Genomic DNA, 17,465 nt, shown 5'->3' with positions numbered 1-17,465 from the left:
AGGGTGGTTCCGGCGCCGAGAATCAGGCGGCTTATTCATTCCTTAAGCGTGGAATGCGAACCTCCGGCAAACACGAAATGCCATTGTAACGAGTACGGACGCGTCAGTGTTTTCATCAATGAACCTGCCTGGCAGGCTTGTCGCGCGGCTATCACAAAGCGCGGCGGGTTGGGTCGAAAGCGATCTAGGCGCAGCCGAAAGGCTGGCGCAGACGGCGCTGATGCGTGCGCTGTTGATCGGCGTTCTCGCAGTGCCCGTGGCGATGGGCCTTCTGGTGCTCGTGGGCCGGGACGGCAGCGCGATGGCGGCTGTCCTTTCCGGCGCGGCGCTGTGTCTTGGCGCGGCAGCGGCATTGAGCATGTCGGGATCACGGGCTGCAGCTGTGGCGCTCGCATCGGCGGGGCTGCTCGGCCTGCTCGCCTGGCAACCTGGGGAATGGTTGGCTGTGCTGTTCGCCCCCATAACGGCGATGGCGGCTGTATCGGTTCGGCCGGTTGTCGGTGAAGCGCCGAGCTTCGAGGAAAAAGACGGGGAAGAACGGGTGCCCATGAACGATGCCTATATTCCGCCCTCGCAGACATTTCTGGACAGCCTTCCAGGTCTTGCCGCGCTGCACGACGCGCGCGGCCAGGTCACACGGTTCGGCGGTCTCGACGCACCGCAGTTCCTGACGCGCGTCGCGGGGCCGGCCGGTCGCGGCTTCCTCGATCATATTCACGTCTCCGACCGGCTGTCTTTCCTTGCTGCGATAGACCGGCTGCGCCAAGGCGCGCGCCGCGAGACGGTTGAACTGCGCTTTGCCCGCAAGGATGGCGGCGCGGACGGGGGACAATTCGCGCATGTCGTTGCCGATCTCGTGGCGATGCGGGATGAAACTGGAGCGCTGCGCGAGATCCTGTCGCAGTGCCGCTTCAGCGATGACGTCGCGCAGCTGCGTACGGAAAACCGCCAGCTTGCCGAGCGCTCGGAAGGCGCGGACGCGGAGAAGACCCGCTTCCTGGCAGCCGTGAGCCACGAAATGCGCACGCCGCTCAATGCGATCATCGGCTTTTCAGACATCCTGCGCCGCGAATATTTTGGCGCGCTGACCGACGATCGCCAACGCGACTATGTCGAGCTGATCAATCAGTCGGGCGAGCACCTGCTTGCGGTCGTCAATACCATGCTCGACATGAGCAAGATCGAGACCGGACGCTACCAGATGATCGGCGAGCCCTTCCGGCTTGGCGAACTGATTGACGATTGCCGGCGCATGATGACGCTGAGCGCCGAAGAAAAGGGCCTCAGGCTGACCGCTCGCGTTTCGCGCTCGATCGACGAACTGACGGCGGACCGCCGGGCGATCAAACAGATCCTGATCAACCTCGTCGGCAACGCCATCAAGTTCACCGATGACGGTGGCCTGGTGACCATCGATGCCGAAAGGCGTGGATCGAAGGTCCGGCTGACCGTTGGCGATACGGGTGCGGGCATGGCGCCTGATCTCATCGCGCGGATCGGAGAACCCTTCGTCCAGGGCGAGGCGGACTATGACCGGCGCCACATGGGCACAGGCCTCGGCCTTTGCCTCGTCAAGGGTCTCGTCGGGCTGCACGGTGGTGAAATGACGGTTCAAAGCGAGCCCGGCCGCGGCACGGCCGTAACGATCGAGCTGCCTCTTGACGGCAGCGGCATAGTGAATATCGAGGACGAGGGGACCGGGCAGACGGTGGATTTTCCACCCCGATTGAAACGTATGGAGTATGAGCCTCGCACAGAGGACGCAATTGATGACGCGCAAGCAAAAACAGCCTGAAAAGCGGCGCCGAAGCGCCAAGACAAAACCCGGCATCGTCAGCATAGCGGCCCGCGCGGCCGGACGGACAGTCTCGCGCCATCCCTCGCTGGCCGCTGGCGGTGCGGCTTTTGCCGTGGTGTTCACATTCGTTGCGGCGAACGCAATCTGGTATCAGCCGGGCGGCCACCCGTCGCCGCTGCTCATGACGCGCACCGATTTCACGCCGCGCCCGTCGGTGATTCCCGACGTGAAGATTGCGGCGCCGACACAGGCTGAGCCCGTCACACCGCGTGCATCGCTCCAAGACCAACCCGCAAGAGACTTCGCCGACGCCACTCCGGAAGGCACAGGCGATGAGCCCCAGACGATCGAGGACATCCTGACCCCCGTACCGGCGCGGCGCGTCCAGAGTGTCAGCATCCGGCAGGATGACGACACGCAGACCGCGAGCATTCCCGACCGCCACGATACCGATCAGGCGCGGAGCCGGGCGCCCGTTCCCAACGACAATGCGCTGCTGAGCGCCATGCAACGCGAACTAAAGCGCCTTGGATTCTATGACGGCGAGATCGACGGGCTCTCGGGCCCGAAGACCGCGGCCGCGCTGGCTGATTATGCCGAGAGGACGGGACTGGACCAGGCGCCGCAACCCAGCGAGACGCTGCTGGCAAGGATGAAGCTTGCCCGCATCGACGAGGTTGCCACGCCTTTGCGGCGCCCGTCCGCACCGGTCACCGAAACGCAGCCGCGCCCGCGAGCGCCTGAATCGGCCGCCTCCAGCCTGCAGGTCAATTATATTCCGCCCGCGTCCATTCCGAATGGCCAGGCGCCAGACGACATGGTGACCAGAATCCAGCAGGGATTGGTCAACATTGCCTATTCCGACGTTGCGGTCGACGGCATGATGGGCTCGCAGACCCGCGAGGCGATCCGTCATTTCCAAAGTCACTACCGCTTGCCGGAAACCGGAGAGCCGAGCGCCGCGGTACTGGAAAAGCTCCAGGAGATCGGCGCCTTCTAGGTCGAGAGATAGCTATGCGGCTGACCAGTGACATCTGGGTCTCGGCCCTCGTGCGCCGCGTTTTCGGCGCCGGCGGATTTGCCGCCGTGGAGCGGCGCGGGGCGCCGGAGGCGGGCGCGATCTTCGTGCGCGTGCGCCACCGCGATGGTACGCAGATATTGTACGGGCCGGCGCCGCAGAGCGTCTTCGACAGTGAAAAGCCTCAAGACCGGGTTTTCGAGATGCGCTGCATCACCGATGCATCGGATGAGATCGCCGCCGCTCTCGACCGCGAGCTCCGCTTCGACCGCGACCTCTGGGTCGTGGAGATCGAAGTCGAGCGGATCGACGATTATCTGACGATCATGCCCGCTTGATATGGTCGCGCGTCGCGCGTGCGGCGGGTTGAGGGTGCTTTGGCTGCTCTCGGGATGGCCGGGGAGCCTCGGTTTCGATCGTGAACGGTAAATGGGTGGGGCGGTTCCGCGTGGCGCGGTCGGCGCGCTGCCATGCCTTGACGCGATCGACGCAGTCGGTGAAGGCGCAGCCGCGCAACAACGACAATGAACGGCGCTCTCCTGCTGCAAGCTCGGCGAGATGGGGAAAGAACTGCTCCAGCGCCACAATGATGACGGTATAGCGCAGCCCGAGCGCAACCAGTGTTTCGGCGAGCTGGCGCCCCGAAACGTCGAGCATGATGCGTTCGGCAAGACCGAAACCCGATTGCAGCGCGTCGGCGAGGGCCGTCGTGAAATACAACGGCTCGGCGGAGGTGGCATAGCGGATCAGTCGTTGCTCGATCGCCGGGTCGACCCTGGGCAGAACGGCATCGTTCCTGGGCGACGTTTTCGGATCATTGCGCATGACGAGAGCCCGCAATTCGGTTCTGATCTGCTCTTCGCGTCCGGCGCCGGTGCTCACCTCCGCTGCCGGCACCGGACGGAGGTTCCTGAGTGCCAGGCTGCGATTGACGGAGCTGTCGTTAAGGGCGGCCAGCGCGTCGATTACGGGTTGGGTCAAGCCCTCGCGCCGCGCCACCGCCCGCGCATGGCCGCTCGACTGCGTCCGCAGGACCATCATCAAGAGTTCCTCGTCCAGATGGATGGCATGGACGAGGAACGGGGCGGCGACGTCGAGCGTCTGCCTCGCGATGGTTTCGGCGACCGCGCGCGGAACGTTGGGGCAGCGCGAAAGGGCGGCCGAGGCCATGCGGCGGGCCTCATCGCCGGCGACGGCGAACAGCGGCAGAAACAGGTCGGAAAATTGCTGAAGATCGTTGCGGGTGGGGTGCGCCATGTCTTCGAAACTCGACACGGTCGCAAGCAGGACGGCATCCTTGCGTCCCGGCTTGCCAGGCACTTCAAGATCGCGAAATCGGTCTGGCACGCGAATACACCTACGCAAAACTAAGAAACTAAACGCAAATTAAAGGAAAACCGTTAGCAAGCCGTTAACCATCTGGTGGCTCAATGAAATTCGGCTCAACAAGCCGGGTGACATCGTCTCGCGTGCATCCGTTTAGGCAAGGACGGAGACTGACATGGCAGCGATAATTTCATTGGCACAGACACCGAAGCGCACAGGGGCGCCAGGCACGAAGCCGCCGCCGGGGGCGACGGCGAAGATACTGCTTTTCACGGGTGTGCAAAGACCGATGCCGCGCTGACACGCACCGGCGATCGGTTCGTGCGTTCGTTCAGGCCGCCGGATCGACGGGCGCGCAGGTTGCGCTGTCCAGAAAGGCCGCGGCCGAGCTTTCCCACGAGGCATCCGGTACCACCGCGCGCAGCAGAATATAGCCGGTGGCGGCGGAGGTTTCGACCAGCACCGAATTGGCCAGGGCTGGCGGTATGCTTTCACGCAGGCCGATCATCTGGATCGGCGTGGCCAGCGTGACGTCGAGCGCTGTCCCGGCGGCAGTGCGATCATTCATGCTGAACACTTCGTTGGACTGACGATCGAAAACGGCGAGGGACCAGAACGGTACATATCCTTCGGCACGCAGGTGGATCGGCTGGCTGGTGATCTCGAACCGGCAAATTGCGGTGGTGGTGAAGGGGTGTTCCAGGCCCGCGGTTTCTGTGTCGCCGAGCCTTTCCGCCTCCACAAATCGGCCTTCCAGCGGCAAGCCCGCCACGCGTGACCACGCATCGCCCGTTGCAAAGAAGGGCAGCGCGAAGATCATCGCGATATGAAGCACCAGCGCACCGACCAGTCCCGCTGCCACGGCGATCAAAAGATTACGCATCATCGCAGTCCAGTCGCTCGACGGACGGCATCGCCAGATCGATGAGGCCGAAATTGCCCGCCGCAGGCGTGTCGTAGAGCGTGATCTCGATTTCGAACGGCCCGTCATGGGCAAGCCGAATCCAGTTGCCCGAACGAGCCTGCCCGTCGAGGCGGACGGCGAACGTGCCGTCTGGCGCGCGCAGCAGATCGTTGGAGTGGACCGTCTGCGGAAAGATATCGGGACTGTCCAGCGTGGCGCCGGCGGTCGTGGTGAGCCGCATTACCCAGAGGCGGCTGGGCGGCGTCTGCCCGGCGATGCGGTAGCTGCAGGTTCCCCTGAGCCGCGCTCCAGTGCTATCCGCTGCGGTACGAAACAGCAGGCCCTCCGCCTGGCCGAGCGCGAAGCTGCCGGTGCGGGCGCGGCGGGCCTTGGCATAAGGATTGGCCGCGTCCGTCTGAGCCAGCGGCGTCGCTTCCCACGGGCCGATGGCCAAAACGTCGAACGCGTCGTCCGCTTCGATCGCCGCGATGGTGGAGTAGATTCCACCGGCAAAGGCGATCGCCAGGGCAAGGGCAACGAGGAGTGGCGTACGCAGCAAGGGAATTCCGTCTCTTGTCAGTGTCGTAAGGGCAGGGCGCCGATGACCGCTCAGCGGCTGTCCTGTTGGACGAGGCCAGCGGCCTGCGCCACCTCGTCGCTCGGCTTCAGCGGCGCGTCATCGGCGAAGCGTTCGACCATTGCGCGAAGGACGCGCGTGCCCTGCCGCGACAGCGCGCGATGACGCCGCGCCGGTCCGACCTCCATGTCGCCTTCGGCAACCTCGAGCGCATTTGCGTCGGCAGGACGTTCCTCCGGGGCGACACCCGGGATCGGCCGCAGATCGATGCCCTGGTGGGCAAAGTCCATCAGCCGCTTGAACGTCATGGCCGGCAGCGAGCCGCCGGTCATGTTGTTCGTCGCGGTGAAATCGTCGTTTCCGTACCAGACGGCAGCGGTGAAATTGCCGGTGAAGCCGATGAACCATGCATCGCGGTAGGACTGCGACGTGCCGGTCTTGCCGGCTGTCCGGATGCCGTCGAGCTTGGCGCGCCGGCCGGTTCCCCATTCGGGGATCTGCGCCAGGATGGAGTTCATCGCGATCGTCGCCTGTTCCGTCAGCGCGCGCTGCGGGGGCGGTGTGTCGCGGGTGTGGTCGTAGAGGATTTCGCCGCGGTAGTTGAGGATCTGCGTGATGCCGTGCCGCTGCGATTCGAACCCGCCGGCTGGAAAGACGGCGTAGGCGGTCGCCATGTCGAGGGGCGTGAGTTCGGATGTGCCGAGTGGCATCGTCTTGTCGGTCCGCACGGGCGTCTCGACCCCCATGCGCCGCGCGGTTTCGGCGATCACGTCGGTGCCGAGATGATCGCGCGCGAGGCGGACCGGCACGGTGTTGAGCGACTTGGCGAGCGCCGTCGTCAGATTGACCGAGCCGGAATAGCCGCGCGTATAGTTGCGCGGCGACCAGCCGCGCCAGGTTATCGGCGCGTCCGAGATCACCGAGTCGGGTGTGAAGCCGTTCTCCATGGCAGCGGCGTAGACAAAGCCCTTGAACGACGAGCCGGGCTGACGGAGTGCCCGCGATGCCCGGTTGAACTGGCTTTCACCATAGTCGCGCCCGCCGACCATGGCGCGCACAGCGCCGCCGTGCTCCAGAAGGACGATGGCTCCCTGGTCGACCTCGTAGGCCGCTCCGTTCTGACGCAGATTGAATTCCAGCGAGTCCTCGGCCGCCTTCTGCAGGTCGAGATCGATGGTGGTGCGTACGATGAGCGAATGGCTGGGGTAGCCGGCGGCGCGTTCCTTGACCTGTTCAAAGGCCCAGTCGAGGAAATAGTCCGGCGCCTCCGTCTTGCCGCGATCGATGATGGTCGCTGGATTGCGCCGTGCACCGATGACCTGCCCCTCGGTCATGATGCCACCCTGCACGAGGTTGGTGAGCACCTGATTGGCGCGGGCACGGGCGGCCGGCAGGTTGTTGTGCGGGGCATAGCGCGCCGGTGCCTTGAACAGGCCGGCAAGCAGCGCCGCTTCGGCCAGCGTCACATCGGTGACCGGTTTGCCGAAATAGAACTGCGCGGCGGCGGCCGCGCCGAAGGTGCCGCCGCCCATATAGGCGCGATCGAGATAGAGGCCGAGAATCTCCTGCTTGGAAAGGTTGGCTTCCAGCCACAGCGCGAGAAAGGCTTCCTTGATCTTGCGCTCGATCGTGCGTTCGTTGGTCAGGAAGATGTTCTTGGCGAGCTGCTGGGTGAGCGTCGAGCCGCCCTGGACGACCTCACCGGCGCGCGCGTTTTCGCCCATGGCGCGGACGAGGCCGAGCACGTCGATCCCGTAATGCTCGAAGAAGCGGCGATCCTCGGTCGCAAGGACCGCCTTGATCAGATGATCGGGCAGCGCATCGACCGGGACCGAATCCTCGTGGATGATGCCGCGATGGCCGATCTCGTTGCCATACCGATCGAGAAATGTGACCGCGAAATCGTCCTGTGCGCGCCAGTCGCCGTAGGTCTCGTCGAACGCCGGCAGGGCGAGCGCCAGCATGAGCACCGAACCGGCAACGCCCAGCGTCATGCCTTCGCCCAGCAGTTCGACGACGACCCGCTTGGTGCCGCGCGCGCGAAAGCGGCGGAAGAAGATGGTGATCTCCTCCCACGTCTCGCCCATGCCGAAACCTGCCGACCAGAGCGTCGAGTCGAGCCAGGAGTCTAGCCGCAGCAGGATGTTGCTGCGCTTGCGCGGTCGATCTTCCTGGCTGAAGGGATCCTGCACGATCGAATAAGCCCCGCTAACCCTAGACATGCCGGCGCCGTTTAACCCGGCACGTTCGCGTTTTCACGATCCGGCCACAACGACGGGCTGCGGCAAAACCGCCGCCTGGTATGATCGCCCCTTGAGGATTAAATTTTGGCGTAGTTTGCCAACAAGAACAAGCAAATCGGCATGATGCCCGTGCTCAATTCGCGGTGAAGCGACATGAATGACACACCCTTCTGGCAAACCAAGACGCTCGAGGAAATGACGTCGGCGGAATGGGAGAGCCTGTGCGACGGCTGCGGGCGCTGCTGTCTCAACAAGCTGGAGGACTGGGACACCGGAGAGATCGCCTGGACCAACATCCGATGCCGCTTGCTGGACGGCACATCGTGCCAGTGCACCGACTACGAGAAACGTCAGGAATTCGTGCCGGACTGCATCGGCCTGACGCCCAAGGCCGTGCGCGAACTGACCTGGCTGCCGCCGACATGCGGCTACCGCCTCGTCAAGGAAGGCCGCGATCTCTACTGGTGGCACCACCTCGTCTCGATGAGCCGTGAAACGGTGCACGAGGCAGGCGTTTCCGTCAGGGCGCGCACCGTGGCGGAGGAGGGCATCGAGGTCGAGGACTTCGAGGACTACCTCGTGGACTGGCCGTTCGAAGACGTGCCCGACAAACGTTGAAGAACGACTCAGTCGCCATTAAGCTCAATCAAGGTTGAGGAATGGCGGAGAGGCGACCCATGCCATCGAATGAGCGGCGGATGAAACCGGATCTGTCGGTCGGCGAAGTCGCGGCGCGCGCTGGCGTGCCCGTCTCGACCGTGCATTTCTACGAGGGAAAGGGCCTTATCCGGGGCTGGCGAAATGCCGGCAATCATCGACGCTACGGGCGCGACGTCCTGCGCCGCGTCGCGGTGATCAAGGTGGCCCAACGGGCCGGCATCCCGCTGCAGCAGATCGCCGATGCCTTGGCGAGCCTGCCGCAGAACAGAACGCCCGACGCCCGCGACTGGGCGCGCCTTTCGGCAGGCTGGAAAGCCGATCTCGACCAGCGCATCGACCGCCTCACCCGTTTGCGCGACCAACTGGCCGGCTGCATCGGCTGCGGCTGCCTGTCCGTGCGCGACTGCCCGCTGCGCAACCCTCACGATGTGCTGGGCGAGGAGGGCGCGGGCGCGAGGTTGCTGGAGGTGCATGAGAAATAGGAAAATAATCCTTGACACCGTGACGGTCGTTTGGTAGGGTTTGGATATGGTCGAGAAAGTGTAGCTGCCGCTGTGGGCGGTGGAGACGGTTGATGAAGAAGCGCTGCGTTGAGCGGCGCTTTTTTTGTGCCCGGATCACTGAGGCGGAGGATCGCGATGGATGATTTGGAGCCGGCGCCGCCGGGCGCGTTCGAGCGGACGCTCTGTCGGATGGCCGAACTTCTGGCTGAGGAGTTCAATCGCTTCGATCAACTGAGGAAGACGGATCCGGCAGGCAAGGCAGACGGCAAGACCGCGGTCGATCTGATCGCCTTGCTCGCGCGCACCATGGAAAAGGTCGACCAGTTGCGTCGCGACCTCAGCACCGAACGTAACGAGGCAGCGAAAATCAAGGCGGACGCAGCGAACGAGCATGAGCGAGAAAATCTGGCCGAACGGGTTGCCGCCCGCATCGATGAACTCGCCGAGGAGCGAGCACGGGAAATCGTCGCGACCCGATTGCCCGGACTGGTCGCCGCCAGACTTGATGTCACGGGTGATGGATCAGATGACGCCGGAGGAGCAGCGCTACGCGGCTAGCGCCTGGTCGATCATCGGCCGCAAGGCGCAGCAGCCGCCGCCCGGCGACTGGCGGACCTGGCTGCTCATGGGTGGGCGCGGGTCCGGCAAGACGCGGGCAGGATCGGAGTGGATCCAGGCGCTGGCGAGCGGGATGCGGCGCAAGGCGCTCGGCATGGCGACCGGCGCCCAGATGCGGATCGCCCTCGTCGCCGAAACGCTTGGCGATGCGCGCGAGGTGATGATCGACGGCGTTTCAGGCATTTGCCGGATCGCTCGGGACGACCGGCCGCGTTTCGAAACATCACGCCGGCGCCTTGTCTGGGACAGCGGCGCGGTGGCGCAGATCTTCTCGTCGGAAGATCCGGAAAGCCTGCGCGGGCCGCAATTCGACATCGCCTGGTGCGATGAACTGGCCAAGTGGCGTCACGTGCAGGAGACGTTCGACATGCTGCAATTCGCGTTGCGCCTCGGCGCCCGGCCGCGGCAACTGGTGACGACGACGCCGAGACCGCTGCCGATCCTGAAGAAATTGATGGCCGATCCGGCGACCGTCACGGTGCGGATCGCGACCAACGACAATGTGCGCCATCTGGCGCCCGGCTTCATGGCGGCGATGGCCGCGCGCTACGGCGGCACCCGGCTGGGACGCCAGGAACTGGATGGCGAACTGATCGAGGATCGGGACGATGCCCTCTGGCCTCGCGCGCTGATCGAGAAGGTGCGCGTGCGGCAGACGGGCCCGCTGAGGCGGATCGTGGTTGCCGTCGATCCGCCCGCCTCCGCGGGGGCGAAGGACTCGTGCTGCGGCATCATCGTCGCCGGGCTTGATCGCGACGGCCGCGCCGTCGTCGTGGAGGACGGTTCGATCGCCGGCGCGTCCCCGGCGGGCTGGGCGCGAGTGGTGGTCGGACTCTATCGCCGTTTCGACGCCGACCGTGTCGTGGCGGAGATCAACCAGGGCGGCGACATGGTCGCGGCGACGCTGCGTTCCGTCGAGGCCGGACTGCCTGTCACAACGGTTCGTGCCACGCGGGGCAAATGGCTGCGCGCCGAGCCGGTGGCCGCGCTTTACGAGCAGGGACGGGTCGCCCACGCCGGAAGCTTTCCGGCGCTCGAGGACCAGATGTGCGACTTCGGGCCGGACGGGTTGTCGTCGGCGCGCTCGCCGGACCGGCTGGATGCGCTGGTCTGGGCCGTGACGGCCCTGTTGCTGGGCGCCGATGGCCAGCCGCGCGTGCGCGGGATTTGACGAGAGCCTCTTCGGCTTCATCAGGAAGGATCACTCCATGCGATTGACAAGAGGGCTGCCCTGGCGCAAGCGCCGGCCGAGCGCGCAAGCGCCTGCCGAAACCAAGATGGCGACGAGCGGATTCGTGGCCCTGCACGCGGCCGGCGGCGCCAACTGGACGCTGAAGACCTATCCGACGCTGGCGCGGGCGGGCTACATGCGCAATCCTGTCGCACACCGATGCGTGCGCCTGATCTGCGAGGCTGCGGCTGCGGTTCCCTGGCTCGTTTATGAAGGCCGGCGCGAGCATGACGCCCATCCGATCCTGACGTTGCTCGCAGCTCCCAGTCCGCGTCACTGCGGGCCGGAGTTCCTGGAAACGCTCTACGGGCACCTGCTGCTGTCCGGTAACGCATTCGCCGAAGCCGTCTGGGTCGACGGAGCGCTGCGCGAACTGCACCCGCTGCGCCCGGATACGGTGCGTCCGGTGGAGGGGGAGGAGGGTTGGCCCCTCGGCCATGACCACACCAGCCGGGGACGCACGCGCCGCATCGTGGCCGGCCACGCGGGCGAGGGCGGGTTGATGCATCTCAGGCTCTTCCATCCGCTCGACGATCATATGGGGTTTCCGCCGCTGGAGGCGGCCTCGATGGCGCTCGACCTCCACAACCAGGCTGCACAATGGAACAAGGCACTGCTCGACAATTCGGCCCGCCCCTCCGGTGCGCTGGTCTATCAGCCGAAAGAGGGCGGCAATCTCAGCGACGAGCAATATGAGCGGCTGAAGGAGGAACTGGAGGACGGCTATTCCGGGGCGAGACGGGCCGGGCGGCCGCTCCTGCTGGAGGGTGGCCTTGACTGGAAGGCGATGGGCCTGACGCCGCGCGAAATGGACTTTGTCGAGGCGAAGAACGGAGCGGCGCGCGATATCGCGCTCGCCTTCGGCGTGCCGCCGATGATGCTCGGCATTCCTGGCGACAACACCTACGCCAACTATCAGGAAGCCAATCGCGCCTTCTACCGCCTGACCGTCATGCCGCTGTTGTCGCGGACCTGTGCAGCATTCACGCAATGGCTCGGCCCTGCATTCGGTTCCGATCTGAGGCTTGACTTCGACACGGACGCCATCGCGGGCCTTGCCATGGAGCGCGACGCCCAGTGGCGCAGGCTGAACGAAGCGACGTTCCTGAGCGAGGACGAGAAGCGGGAAGCGGTTGGATATCAACCGGTTGGCGCCTGAAACGGAATCCGTGCGTCAATCGGATGGCTCATCACCTCACCATCAAGCACGGGAGGCGGCGATGACGGACGTCGCGCAGGAATTCGGCATCTGGCTGGCCAAGGGCCTCGGCGCAATGGCGGGCGCCTTGATCTCGCTGGTCTATCTTCTGCCCAAGGGGCGCCGCGAAGCCGCGGGACGGTTTTTCATCGGCATGGCAAGCGGCGTGATCTTCGGTGGGGCGACCGGCGTCGCGCTCTCCGACTGGCTGGCCATAGGCGAGCGCCTGACCACGCTGGAAATCACGCTGATGGGCTCGGCGGCAGCCAGTCTTTGCGCATGGTGGGCGCTCGGTGTCCTGGCGCGCATGGCCGAGCGCTGGAGCGAGGCCCGCCGCTAGGGTCAGTGCCCGGAGGACCGGCCAGCCGGTTCATCAAGTGACAACGAAAGGATGGGTCCGATGAGTGCAGACGCGATGCTCGCCTGCAGACAGAAGAAATACGCGCAGCTGGCATTGGAACGGGTGACCGGAACGGGACGGTTCTCCGGCTATGCCAGCCTGTTCGAGACGGTCGACCTGTCCCGCGACACGATCGCGCCCGGCGCGTTTGCCGCATCGCTGAAGGCGCGCGGCGCGCAAGGGGTGCGGATGCTGTTTCAGCATGACCCGAACGAGCCAATCGGCCGGTGGATCGCCATCGAAGAGGATGAGCGGGGTCTGCGGGTGGAGGGTCAACTGGCAACCGGCGTCGCGCGGGCCCGCGAGATCGGCGAGCTGATGGCCGCCGGCGCGATCGACGGACTGTCGATCGGCTTTGAGGCGGTGAAGGCGCGAAGCGACGCACGCTCCGGGGTGCGGCGGATCCTCCAGGCCGACCTCTGGGAAATTTCGGTGGTGACGTTTCCGATGTTGCCCGGCGCGCGCGTGAATGCCCTCAAGGGCGCCAGCGCCATGCCGACGAAACGTGAATTCGAGCGATGGTTGACGCGGGATGCGGGACTGTCGCGCGGGCAGGCCCGGGCCGTGATGGCCAAGGGCTTTGCCGGGCTGGCCGGTGTGCGGGATGCCGCCGGGGCCGATGACCCCTCCGGGCTGGCGGCGGCAATCCGCAAAGCGGCCCGGGCGATGCAAATCGAACAAAGGATGTGACGATGCCAATAGCGCAGAACAAACGGGCGCCGGAAATCAAGAGCGCACCCGACGACATTGAAACCGCCTTCGGTGACTTCATGCGCACCTTTCAGGCCTTTCGCGAGGACAATGACCGCAGGATCGACGAACTGACTGAAAAGGGGGCGGCCGACGTCGTCACGGGCGAGAAGGTGGAGCGGATCTCCAAATCGCTCGATGCACAGCAGCGCGCGATCGATGGCCTGTTGCTGACGAAGGCAAGGCCGCGCATCGGTGGAGCCACCGGCACGCCCGAGCGCCTTGAGCACACAAACGCATTCGGCGCCTATATCCGCAAGGGTCAGGAGACCGGGCTTCGCCAGATCGAGGCAAAGGCGATGTCCTATGGCTCCGATCCCGATGGCGGATTCCTGGTGCCGGAGGAGATCGACACCGAAATCGGCCGCAGGCTCGGCGAACTGTCGCCTATCCGCTCGATCGCGACGGTCCGGCAGGTCACGGGCGCGGTGCTGAAGAAGCCCTTCGCCGTGTCCGGCATGGCCGTCGGTTGGGTCGGCGAGACGGACCAACGCCCCGAAACCGCGACCGGCCAGCTCGCCGAACTCAGTTTCCCCACGATGGAGCTATACGCCATGCCGGCGGCGACGGCCTCGCTGCTGGAAGACAGCGCCGTCGACATCGACGCCTGGATCACCGCGGAGGTGGAGATCGCATTCGCCGAGCAGGAGGGGGCCGCCTTCGTCGCCGGCGACGGCGTCAACAAGCCGCGTGGCTTCCTCGATTACCCAAGCGTGATGGAGAACGACTGGACCTGGGGCAGCCTTGGCCATATCGCCACCGGCACGGACGGCAACTTCGATCCGGCCGAGCCGAGCGACGTGCTGGTCGAGACGGTCTATGCGTTGAAGGCCGGCTACCGGCAGAACGCGAGCTTCGTGATGAACCGGAAGACCCAGGCCGCCATCCGCAAGATCAAGGATGCCGACGGCAACTACGTCTGGCAGCCGCCGGCCTCCGCCGGCCAGCGTGCCGCACTGATGGGCTTTCCTGTCGTCGAGGCCGAGGACATGCCGGACATCGGCGCCGACGCGACGCCGATTGCCTTCGGCGACTTCCGGCGCGGCTATCTCGTCGTCGATCGCACCGGCGTACGCGTGCTGCGCGATCCCTATTCGGCCAAGCCGTATGTGCTGTTCTACACGACCAAGCGCGTTGGCGGCGGCGTTCAGGATTTCGACGCCATCAAGCTGGTGAAGTTCGCCGCGACCTGAGCGGTCCGGCTCGATCTTTCCGGCGGCCCTTCCCGGGCCGCCCATTCTCACGTTTCAAGGACATTTGACGATGACGATAGTCGTGACGGATCCAGCCGTCGGCGAAGCGTTGACGCTTGCCGAGGCGAAGGCACATCTGCGGGTAGAGCACCAGGACGAAGACGAACTGATCGAAGCTCTCATCCGCACGGCGAGAGAGTATCTGGAGGCTGCTGCGGGTTTGTCGCTGCTCCATCAGAGCTTTCGGCTCTTTCTTGACGATTGGCCAAAGGCGCAGGCGATCCTGATCCGCAAACATCCCGTGCGCTCGCTCGACGCGGTGGTCGTCTACGACGGGGAAGGTATGCCGCAGGAGATGGACCTTGCGACGGTGCGGCTCGATACCGCCCGGCGACCCGCGCGACTGGTGGTCGCTGCCATGCCCGCGCCGGCGCAACTGACCAACGGCATAGAGATCGAGTTTACCGCCGGCTACGGCGAAAGCGGGGCGGATGTGCCCGACGTGCTAAAGCGCGCCATGCTCCTGCACATTGCCGCGATGTACGCGCTGCGTGGCGCAGTCGGGCGCGACCACCAGCCGGCAACCGTGCCGCCGGGATACGAGCGCCTGATCGCACCCTACTGCCGGAAATCGCTGTGATGGCGGCTCTGGATGCGGGATCGCTGCGCAGCCGACTGACGCTCGAAAAGGCCGTGGAGGCACCGGATGGCCAGGGCGGCGTCGTAAGCACCTTCGAGCCGATCGGCACAGTGTGGGCCCGCGTCGATTCCGACGGCGCGCGTTCCGCCGAGATCGCCGGCGAGCGTCGAGAAGCGCTCGCCCATCGCATCACAATTCGCCATCGCAGCGGGGTCGAGGCCGGGATGCGCTTCATCCTCGCCGGGCGCCGCCTTGTCATCCGCACGGCATACGATCCGAACGCCGACGGTCTTTATCTCGTCTGCGCCTGCGAGGAGACACTGTCATGACCCCGAGCCTCACCATAACCGTTCTTGATCTGAACGCGCTGCTTCATCGACTGGCGCGGCAACAGGCGTGCGAAGGTGCACGGCCATGATTGGCGCAGCGAGCCTGCAGCAGGCAATTTTCAAAGCGCTGGACGGCGACCCGGCATTGACGGCGCTGATCGGCACCGGACGCATCGTCGACAGGCTGATCGAAAATGGACCGTCGCCGCGCATAGCGTTCGCCGAGATGGAAACGCGGGACTGGAGCACGTCGACCGAACGCGGCGAAGAACACGACATCGCGATCGCCATCTACTCCGAAGTAGACGGAAAGCGTGAGACGCAGGAAATCGCGTCGGCCGTTGTCGCCGTTCTGCATGACCGGGATCTCGCACTCGATGGTGCGTATCTGGTCAACCTGCGTCTGCGCGCGATCCGGGTCGAACGCGAGGCGAAGGCCCGACGTCACCGGGCAATGCTGCGTTTCCGCGCGGTTATCGAAACGTCCTGATTCACATTGCGAAGACCGGGCCGGCACGCCGGCTCCGACACGATCATCATGGAAAGGGAAGGCCGATGGCGGCACAGAAAGGCAAGGACCTGCTTTTGAAGGTCGATGACGGCACGGGCTATGTGACGGTGGCGGGGCTGCGGGCCAAGCGTCTCGCTTTCAACGCCCAGACGGTAGACGCGACGGATTCCGAATCGGCCGGCCGCTGGCGCGAACTCATAGCCGGAGCGGGCATTCAGCGCGCTTCGCTCAGCGGTTCGGGCATCTTCAAGGACGCCGCGGCCGATGGCCTTGCGCGCGAGCTCTTCTTTGCCGGAACGATCGCGGGATGGCAGGTCATCATTCCGTCCTTCGGCACGGTCTCAGGGCCCTTCCAGATCACCGCGCTCGAATATGCCGGACGCCACGATGGCGAGATCACCTTCGAGATCGCGCTTGAATCAGCAGGTCAGCTTTCCTTCGGAGGCGCCTGATGGGACTCGTAAAATTCAACGCCAACCGCCGGCGCGGCGAGATTGCCGCACGGCTGGACGGCGAGCAGCGCGTTTTGTGCCTGACGCTCGGGGCGCTGTGCGAACTTGAGGATGCCTTCAGCGCAGAGAACCTCAGCGATCTGGTCGCACGCTTTTCCAACGGCCGCCTGTCTGCCACGGATATCATCAGGATCGTCGGCGCGGGACTGCGCGGTGGCGGCCATGTGCTTTCCGACGACGACGTGGCGCAAATGACGATCGACGGCGGGGTGAGGGGGTTCGCCGAACTCGCCTCCGACCTTCTGGCACTGACATTCGCACAAGACGAGGATCGGGTGGCCGCAAACCCGTAGAGGCCGCAGGCGTGCGTGTGGGGCGACCAGCGGCGGTGCCCTTCCCATGGCGACATGTGATGCATTTCGGCCTCGCTCGCCTGCGGCTTCCCCCCGAACAGTTCTGGCGCCTGACCCCGCGCGAACTCGCCGCGATGGCCGGCGGTTCGGCGTCGCATGATGCGCGGCCCGACGTGTCCGCGCTCGCCGCCTTGATGGCGCGCTACCCTGACGAGGAAAAACGATGAACGACGACGTAGACCTGACCTATCGCGTCGGGCTGAATGCCGAACCTTTTCAGACCGTCATGGATGATCTGGAGGCGCGGTCCGGGCGGTTTGCCGGCGCGCTCAGCAGGGCGTTTCGCTCGGCGGTGATCGACGGACGGGATCTGGAGGGCGTGCTTCGTGGCCTGGCAGGTCGCTTGAGCGACATCGCACTCGATGCGGGAACGCGGCCGCTCGAGACCCTGGTGTCGGGCGCCATTGCCAACCTCACCGGACGTATCATGCCCTTTGCCGATGGCGGGGTCGTGTCGGCGCCGAGCTATTTTCCGATGGGCGGCGATCTCGGCTTGATGGGTGAGGCAGGCCCAGAGGCCATCCTGCCGCTGTCGCGCGGCAGCGACGGGCGACTCGGGATCGCGTCAGGCAATGGCGCAGGGGGCGCACCGATCGTCTTCAACGTCACGACGCAGGATGCGGAAAGCTTCCGCCGATCGGAAGGTCAGATCACCGCGATGCTGGCGCGCGCCGTCGGTCGCGGCGGCCGCAGTCTTTGAA

The 17,465-nt window shown here is 65.3% G+C and carries 22 protein-coding genes; 18 read left to right on the top strand and 4 right to left on the bottom strand.

Features of this window, described 5'->3' with window-relative positions:
- The first annotated feature begins 118 nt into the window (after window positions 1-118).
- Genes CN673_RS04840 through CN673_RS04830 form a run of 3 tightly spaced genes read left to right on the top strand, consistent with a single transcriptional unit; the run spans window position 119 to window position 3,154 of the window.
- The gene (locus CN673_RS04840; protein ID WP_099865133.1) at window positions 119-1,795 is read left to right on the top strand and encodes a sensor histidine kinase; all 1,677 of its coding nucleotides are present in this window, start codon (window positions 119-121) and stop codon (window positions 1,793-1,795) included.
- Window positions 1,770-2,798, top strand: a complete 1,029-nt coding sequence (locus tag CN673_RS04835; protein WP_198585898.1) for a peptidoglycan-binding domain-containing protein — start codon at window positions 1,770-1,772, stop codon at window positions 2,796-2,798. Before CN673_RS04840 ends, CN673_RS04835 begins: the two co-directional genes overlap by 26 nt.
- A 14-nt stretch (window positions 2,799-2,812) precedes the next feature.
- A complete protein-coding gene (locus tag CN673_RS04830; protein WP_099865131.1) occupies window positions 2,813-3,154 on the top strand; it encodes a DUF1491 family protein in 342 nt (113 codons plus the stop codon).
- Here the strand turns inward: CN673_RS04830 and CN673_RS04825 are convergent.
- The 4 genes from CN673_RS04825 to CN673_RS04810 all read right to left on the bottom strand — a co-directional run bounded on the left by CN673_RS04825 (window position 3,141) and on the right by CN673_RS04810 (window position 7,845).
- Entirely contained in the window at window positions 3,141-4,163 is a 1,023-nt protein-coding gene (locus CN673_RS04825) for a DUF2336 domain-containing protein (RefSeq protein WP_099865130.1), read from the bottom strand. The two genes, CN673_RS04830 and CN673_RS04825, sit on opposite strands and share 14 nt — an antisense overlap.
- Window positions 4,164-4,473: 310 nt before the next feature.
- On the bottom strand, window positions 4,474-4,962 hold the full coding sequence (locus tag CN673_RS04820) for a DUF1254 domain-containing protein (RefSeq protein ID WP_157928802.1): 489 nt from the start codon (window positions 4,960-4,962) through the stop codon (window positions 4,474-4,476).
- A 55-nt stretch (window positions 4,963-5,017) separates the two neighbouring features.
- Entirely contained in the window at window positions 5,018-5,605 is a 588-nt protein-coding gene (locus CN673_RS04815) for a DUF1214 domain-containing protein (RefSeq protein ID WP_099865128.1), read from the bottom strand.
- Window positions 5,606-5,655: 50 nt separating this feature from the next.
- The gene (locus CN673_RS04810) at window positions 5,656-7,845 is read right to left on the bottom strand and encodes a transglycosylase domain-containing protein (protein WP_099865127.1); all 2,190 of its coding nucleotides are present in this window, start codon (window positions 7,843-7,845) and stop codon (window positions 5,656-5,658) included.
- Between the two features lie 174 nt (window positions 7,846-8,019).
- On the opposite strand from CN673_RS04810, the gene CN673_RS04805 reads away from it, so the two are divergent.
- The 15 genes from CN673_RS04805 to CN673_RS04735 all read left to right on the top strand — a co-directional run bounded on the left by CN673_RS04805 (window position 8,020) and on the right by CN673_RS04735 (window position 17,464).
- The gene (locus tag CN673_RS04805) at window positions 8,020-8,484 is read left to right on the top strand and encodes a YcgN family cysteine cluster protein (protein WP_099865126.1); all 465 of its coding nucleotides are present in this window, start codon (window positions 8,020-8,022) and stop codon (window positions 8,482-8,484) included.
- 80 nt (window positions 8,485-8,564) lie between these two features.
- Window positions 8,565-9,008, top strand: coding sequence for a redox-sensitive transcriptional activator SoxR (soxR, locus tag CN673_RS04800; protein ID WP_280951164.1), 444 nt, complete (start codon window positions 8,565-8,567; stop codon window positions 9,006-9,008).
- Window positions 9,009-9,164: 156 nt separating this feature from the next.
- Window positions 9,165-9,587, top strand: coding sequence for a hypothetical protein (locus tag CN673_RS21260; RefSeq protein ID WP_245409789.1), 423 nt, complete (start codon window positions 9,165-9,167; stop codon window positions 9,585-9,587).
- Window positions 9,547-10,818 carry a DNA-packaging protein gene (locus CN673_RS04790; protein WP_442417529.1) on the top strand — a complete coding sequence of 424 codons (1,272 nt, stop codon included), beginning with the start codon at window positions 9,547-9,549 and terminating at the stop codon, window positions 10,816-10,818. The genes CN673_RS21260 and CN673_RS04790 overlap by 41 nt, the downstream gene beginning before the upstream one ends.
- A 43-nt stretch (window positions 10,819-10,861) precedes the next feature.
- Complete coding sequence (locus CN673_RS04785; protein ID WP_370853010.1) at window positions 10,862-12,037, top strand: phage portal protein; 1,176 nt, start codon at window positions 10,862-10,864, stop codon at window positions 12,035-12,037.
- Window positions 12,038-12,098: 61 nt separating this feature from the next.
- Window positions 12,099-12,416 carry a DUF6107 family protein gene (locus tag CN673_RS04780; RefSeq protein WP_099865122.1) on the top strand — a complete coding sequence of 106 codons (318 nt, stop codon included), beginning with the start codon at window positions 12,099-12,101 and terminating at the stop codon, window positions 12,414-12,416.
- Between the two features lie 75 nt (window positions 12,417-12,491).
- Window positions 12,492-13,166 carry an HK97 family phage prohead protease gene (locus CN673_RS04775; protein WP_245409817.1) on the top strand — a complete coding sequence of 225 codons (675 nt, stop codon included), beginning with the start codon at window positions 12,492-12,494 and terminating at the stop codon, window positions 13,164-13,166.
- Window positions 13,167-13,168: 2 nt separating this feature from the next.
- Window positions 13,169-14,419 carry a phage major capsid protein gene (locus tag CN673_RS04770; protein WP_099865121.1) on the top strand — a complete coding sequence of 417 codons (1,251 nt, stop codon included), beginning with the start codon at window positions 13,169-13,171 and terminating at the stop codon, window positions 14,417-14,419.
- Window positions 14,420-14,489: 70 nt separating this feature from the next.
- A complete protein-coding gene (locus CN673_RS04765) occupies window positions 14,490-15,059 on the top strand; it encodes a head-tail connector protein (protein ID WP_099865120.1) in 570 nt (189 codons plus the stop codon).
- Window positions 15,059-15,388, top strand: a complete 330-nt coding sequence (locus CN673_RS04760; protein ID WP_099865119.1) for a phage head closure protein — start codon at window positions 15,059-15,061, stop codon at window positions 15,386-15,388. The genes CN673_RS04765 and CN673_RS04760 overlap by 1 nt, the downstream gene beginning before the upstream one ends.
- 85 nt (window positions 15,389-15,473) lie before the next feature.
- Window positions 15,474-15,878, top strand: a complete 405-nt coding sequence (locus CN673_RS04755; protein ID WP_099865118.1) for a DUF3168 domain-containing protein — start codon at window positions 15,474-15,476, stop codon at window positions 15,876-15,878.
- A gap of 65 nt (window positions 15,879-15,943) precedes the next feature.
- Entirely contained in the window at window positions 15,944-16,351 is a 408-nt protein-coding gene (locus CN673_RS04750) for a phage major tail protein, TP901-1 family (protein ID WP_099865117.1), read from the top strand.
- Window positions 16,351-16,704, top strand: a complete 354-nt coding sequence (locus tag CN673_RS04745) for a gene transfer agent family protein (RefSeq protein WP_099865116.1) — start codon at window positions 16,351-16,353, stop codon at window positions 16,702-16,704. Before CN673_RS04750 ends, CN673_RS04745 begins: the two co-directional genes overlap by 1 nt.
- Before the next feature lie 11 nt (window positions 16,705-16,715).
- Window positions 16,716-16,931, top strand: a complete 216-nt coding sequence (locus tag CN673_RS04740) for a rcc01693 family protein (RefSeq protein ID WP_306456955.1) — start codon at window positions 16,716-16,718, stop codon at window positions 16,929-16,931.
- Window positions 16,928-17,464: a phage tail tape measure protein gene (locus CN673_RS04735; protein ID WP_099865114.1), complete on the top strand. Its 537-nt coding sequence runs from the start codon at window positions 16,928-16,930 to the stop codon at window positions 17,462-17,464. Before CN673_RS04740 ends, CN673_RS04735 begins: the two co-directional genes overlap by 4 nt.
- Window position 17,465: the final 1 nt, after the last annotated feature.

The sequence above is a fragment of the Neopararhizobium haloflavum genome (assembly GCF_002750855.1).
Taxonomy (GTDB): Bacteria; Pseudomonadota; Alphaproteobacteria; order Rhizobiales; family Rhizobiaceae; genus Georhizobium; species Georhizobium haloflavum.
This window is presented reverse-complemented; position numbering and strand designations above follow the sequence as displayed.

Coding starts and splice junctions, on each gene's coding strand:
- soxR (WP_280951164.1), top strand. CDS start 8,565: ATGAAACCGGATCTGTCGGTCGGCGAAGTCGCGGCGCGCGCTGGCGTG.
- CN673_RS04835 (WP_198585898.1), top strand. CDS start 1,770: ATGACGCGCAAGCAAAAACAGCCTGAAAAGCGGCGCCGAAGCGCCAAG.
- CN673_RS04760 (WP_099865119.1), top strand. CDS start 15,059: ATGGCGGCTCTGGATGCGGGATCGCTGCGCAGCCGACTGACGCTCGAA.
- CN673_RS04775 (WP_245409817.1), top strand. CDS start 12,492: ATGCTCGCCTGCAGACAGAAGAAATACGCGCAGCTGGCATTGGAACGG.
- CN673_RS04750 (WP_099865117.1), top strand. CDS start 15,944: ATGGCGGCACAGAAAGGCAAGGACCTGCTTTTGAAGGTCGATGACGGC.
- CN673_RS04790 (WP_442417529.1), top strand. CDS start 9,547: ATGGATCAGATGACGCCGGAGGAGCAGCGCTACGCGGCTAGCGCCTGG.
- CN673_RS04745 (WP_099865116.1), top strand. CDS start 16,351: ATGGGACTCGTAAAATTCAACGCCAACCGCCGGCGCGGCGAGATTGCC.
- CN673_RS04770 (WP_099865121.1), top strand. CDS start 13,169: ATGCCAATAGCGCAGAACAAACGGGCGCCGGAAATCAAGAGCGCACCC.
- CN673_RS21260 (WP_245409789.1), top strand. CDS start 9,165: ATGGATGATTTGGAGCCGGCGCCGCCGGGCGCGTTCGAGCGGACGCTC.
- CN673_RS04820 (WP_157928802.1), bottom strand. CDS start 4,962: ATGATCTTCGCGCTGCCCTTCTTTGCAACGGGCGATGCGTGGTCACGC.
- CN673_RS04810 (WP_099865127.1), bottom strand. CDS start 7,845: ATGTCTAGGGTTAGCGGGGCTTATTCGATCGTGCAGGATCCCTTCAGC.
- CN673_RS04735 (WP_099865114.1), top strand. CDS start 16,928: ATGAACGACGACGTAGACCTGACCTATCGCGTCGGGCTGAATGCCGAA.
- CN673_RS04765 (WP_099865120.1), top strand. CDS start 14,490: ATGACGATAGTCGTGACGGATCCAGCCGTCGGCGAAGCGTTGACGCTT.
- CN673_RS04830 (WP_099865131.1), top strand. CDS start 2,813: ATGCGGCTGACCAGTGACATCTGGGTCTCGGCCCTCGTGCGCCGCGTT.
- CN673_RS04755 (WP_099865118.1), top strand. CDS start 15,474: ATGATTGGCGCAGCGAGCCTGCAGCAGGCAATTTTCAAAGCGCTGGAC.
- CN673_RS04840 (WP_099865133.1), top strand. CDS start 119: ATGAACCTGCCTGGCAGGCTTGTCGCGCGGCTATCACAAAGCGCGGCG.
- CN673_RS04805 (WP_099865126.1), top strand. CDS start 8,020: ATGAATGACACACCCTTCTGGCAAACCAAGACGCTCGAGGAAATGACG.
- CN673_RS04780 (WP_099865122.1), top strand. CDS start 12,099: ATGACGGACGTCGCGCAGGAATTCGGCATCTGGCTGGCCAAGGGCCTC.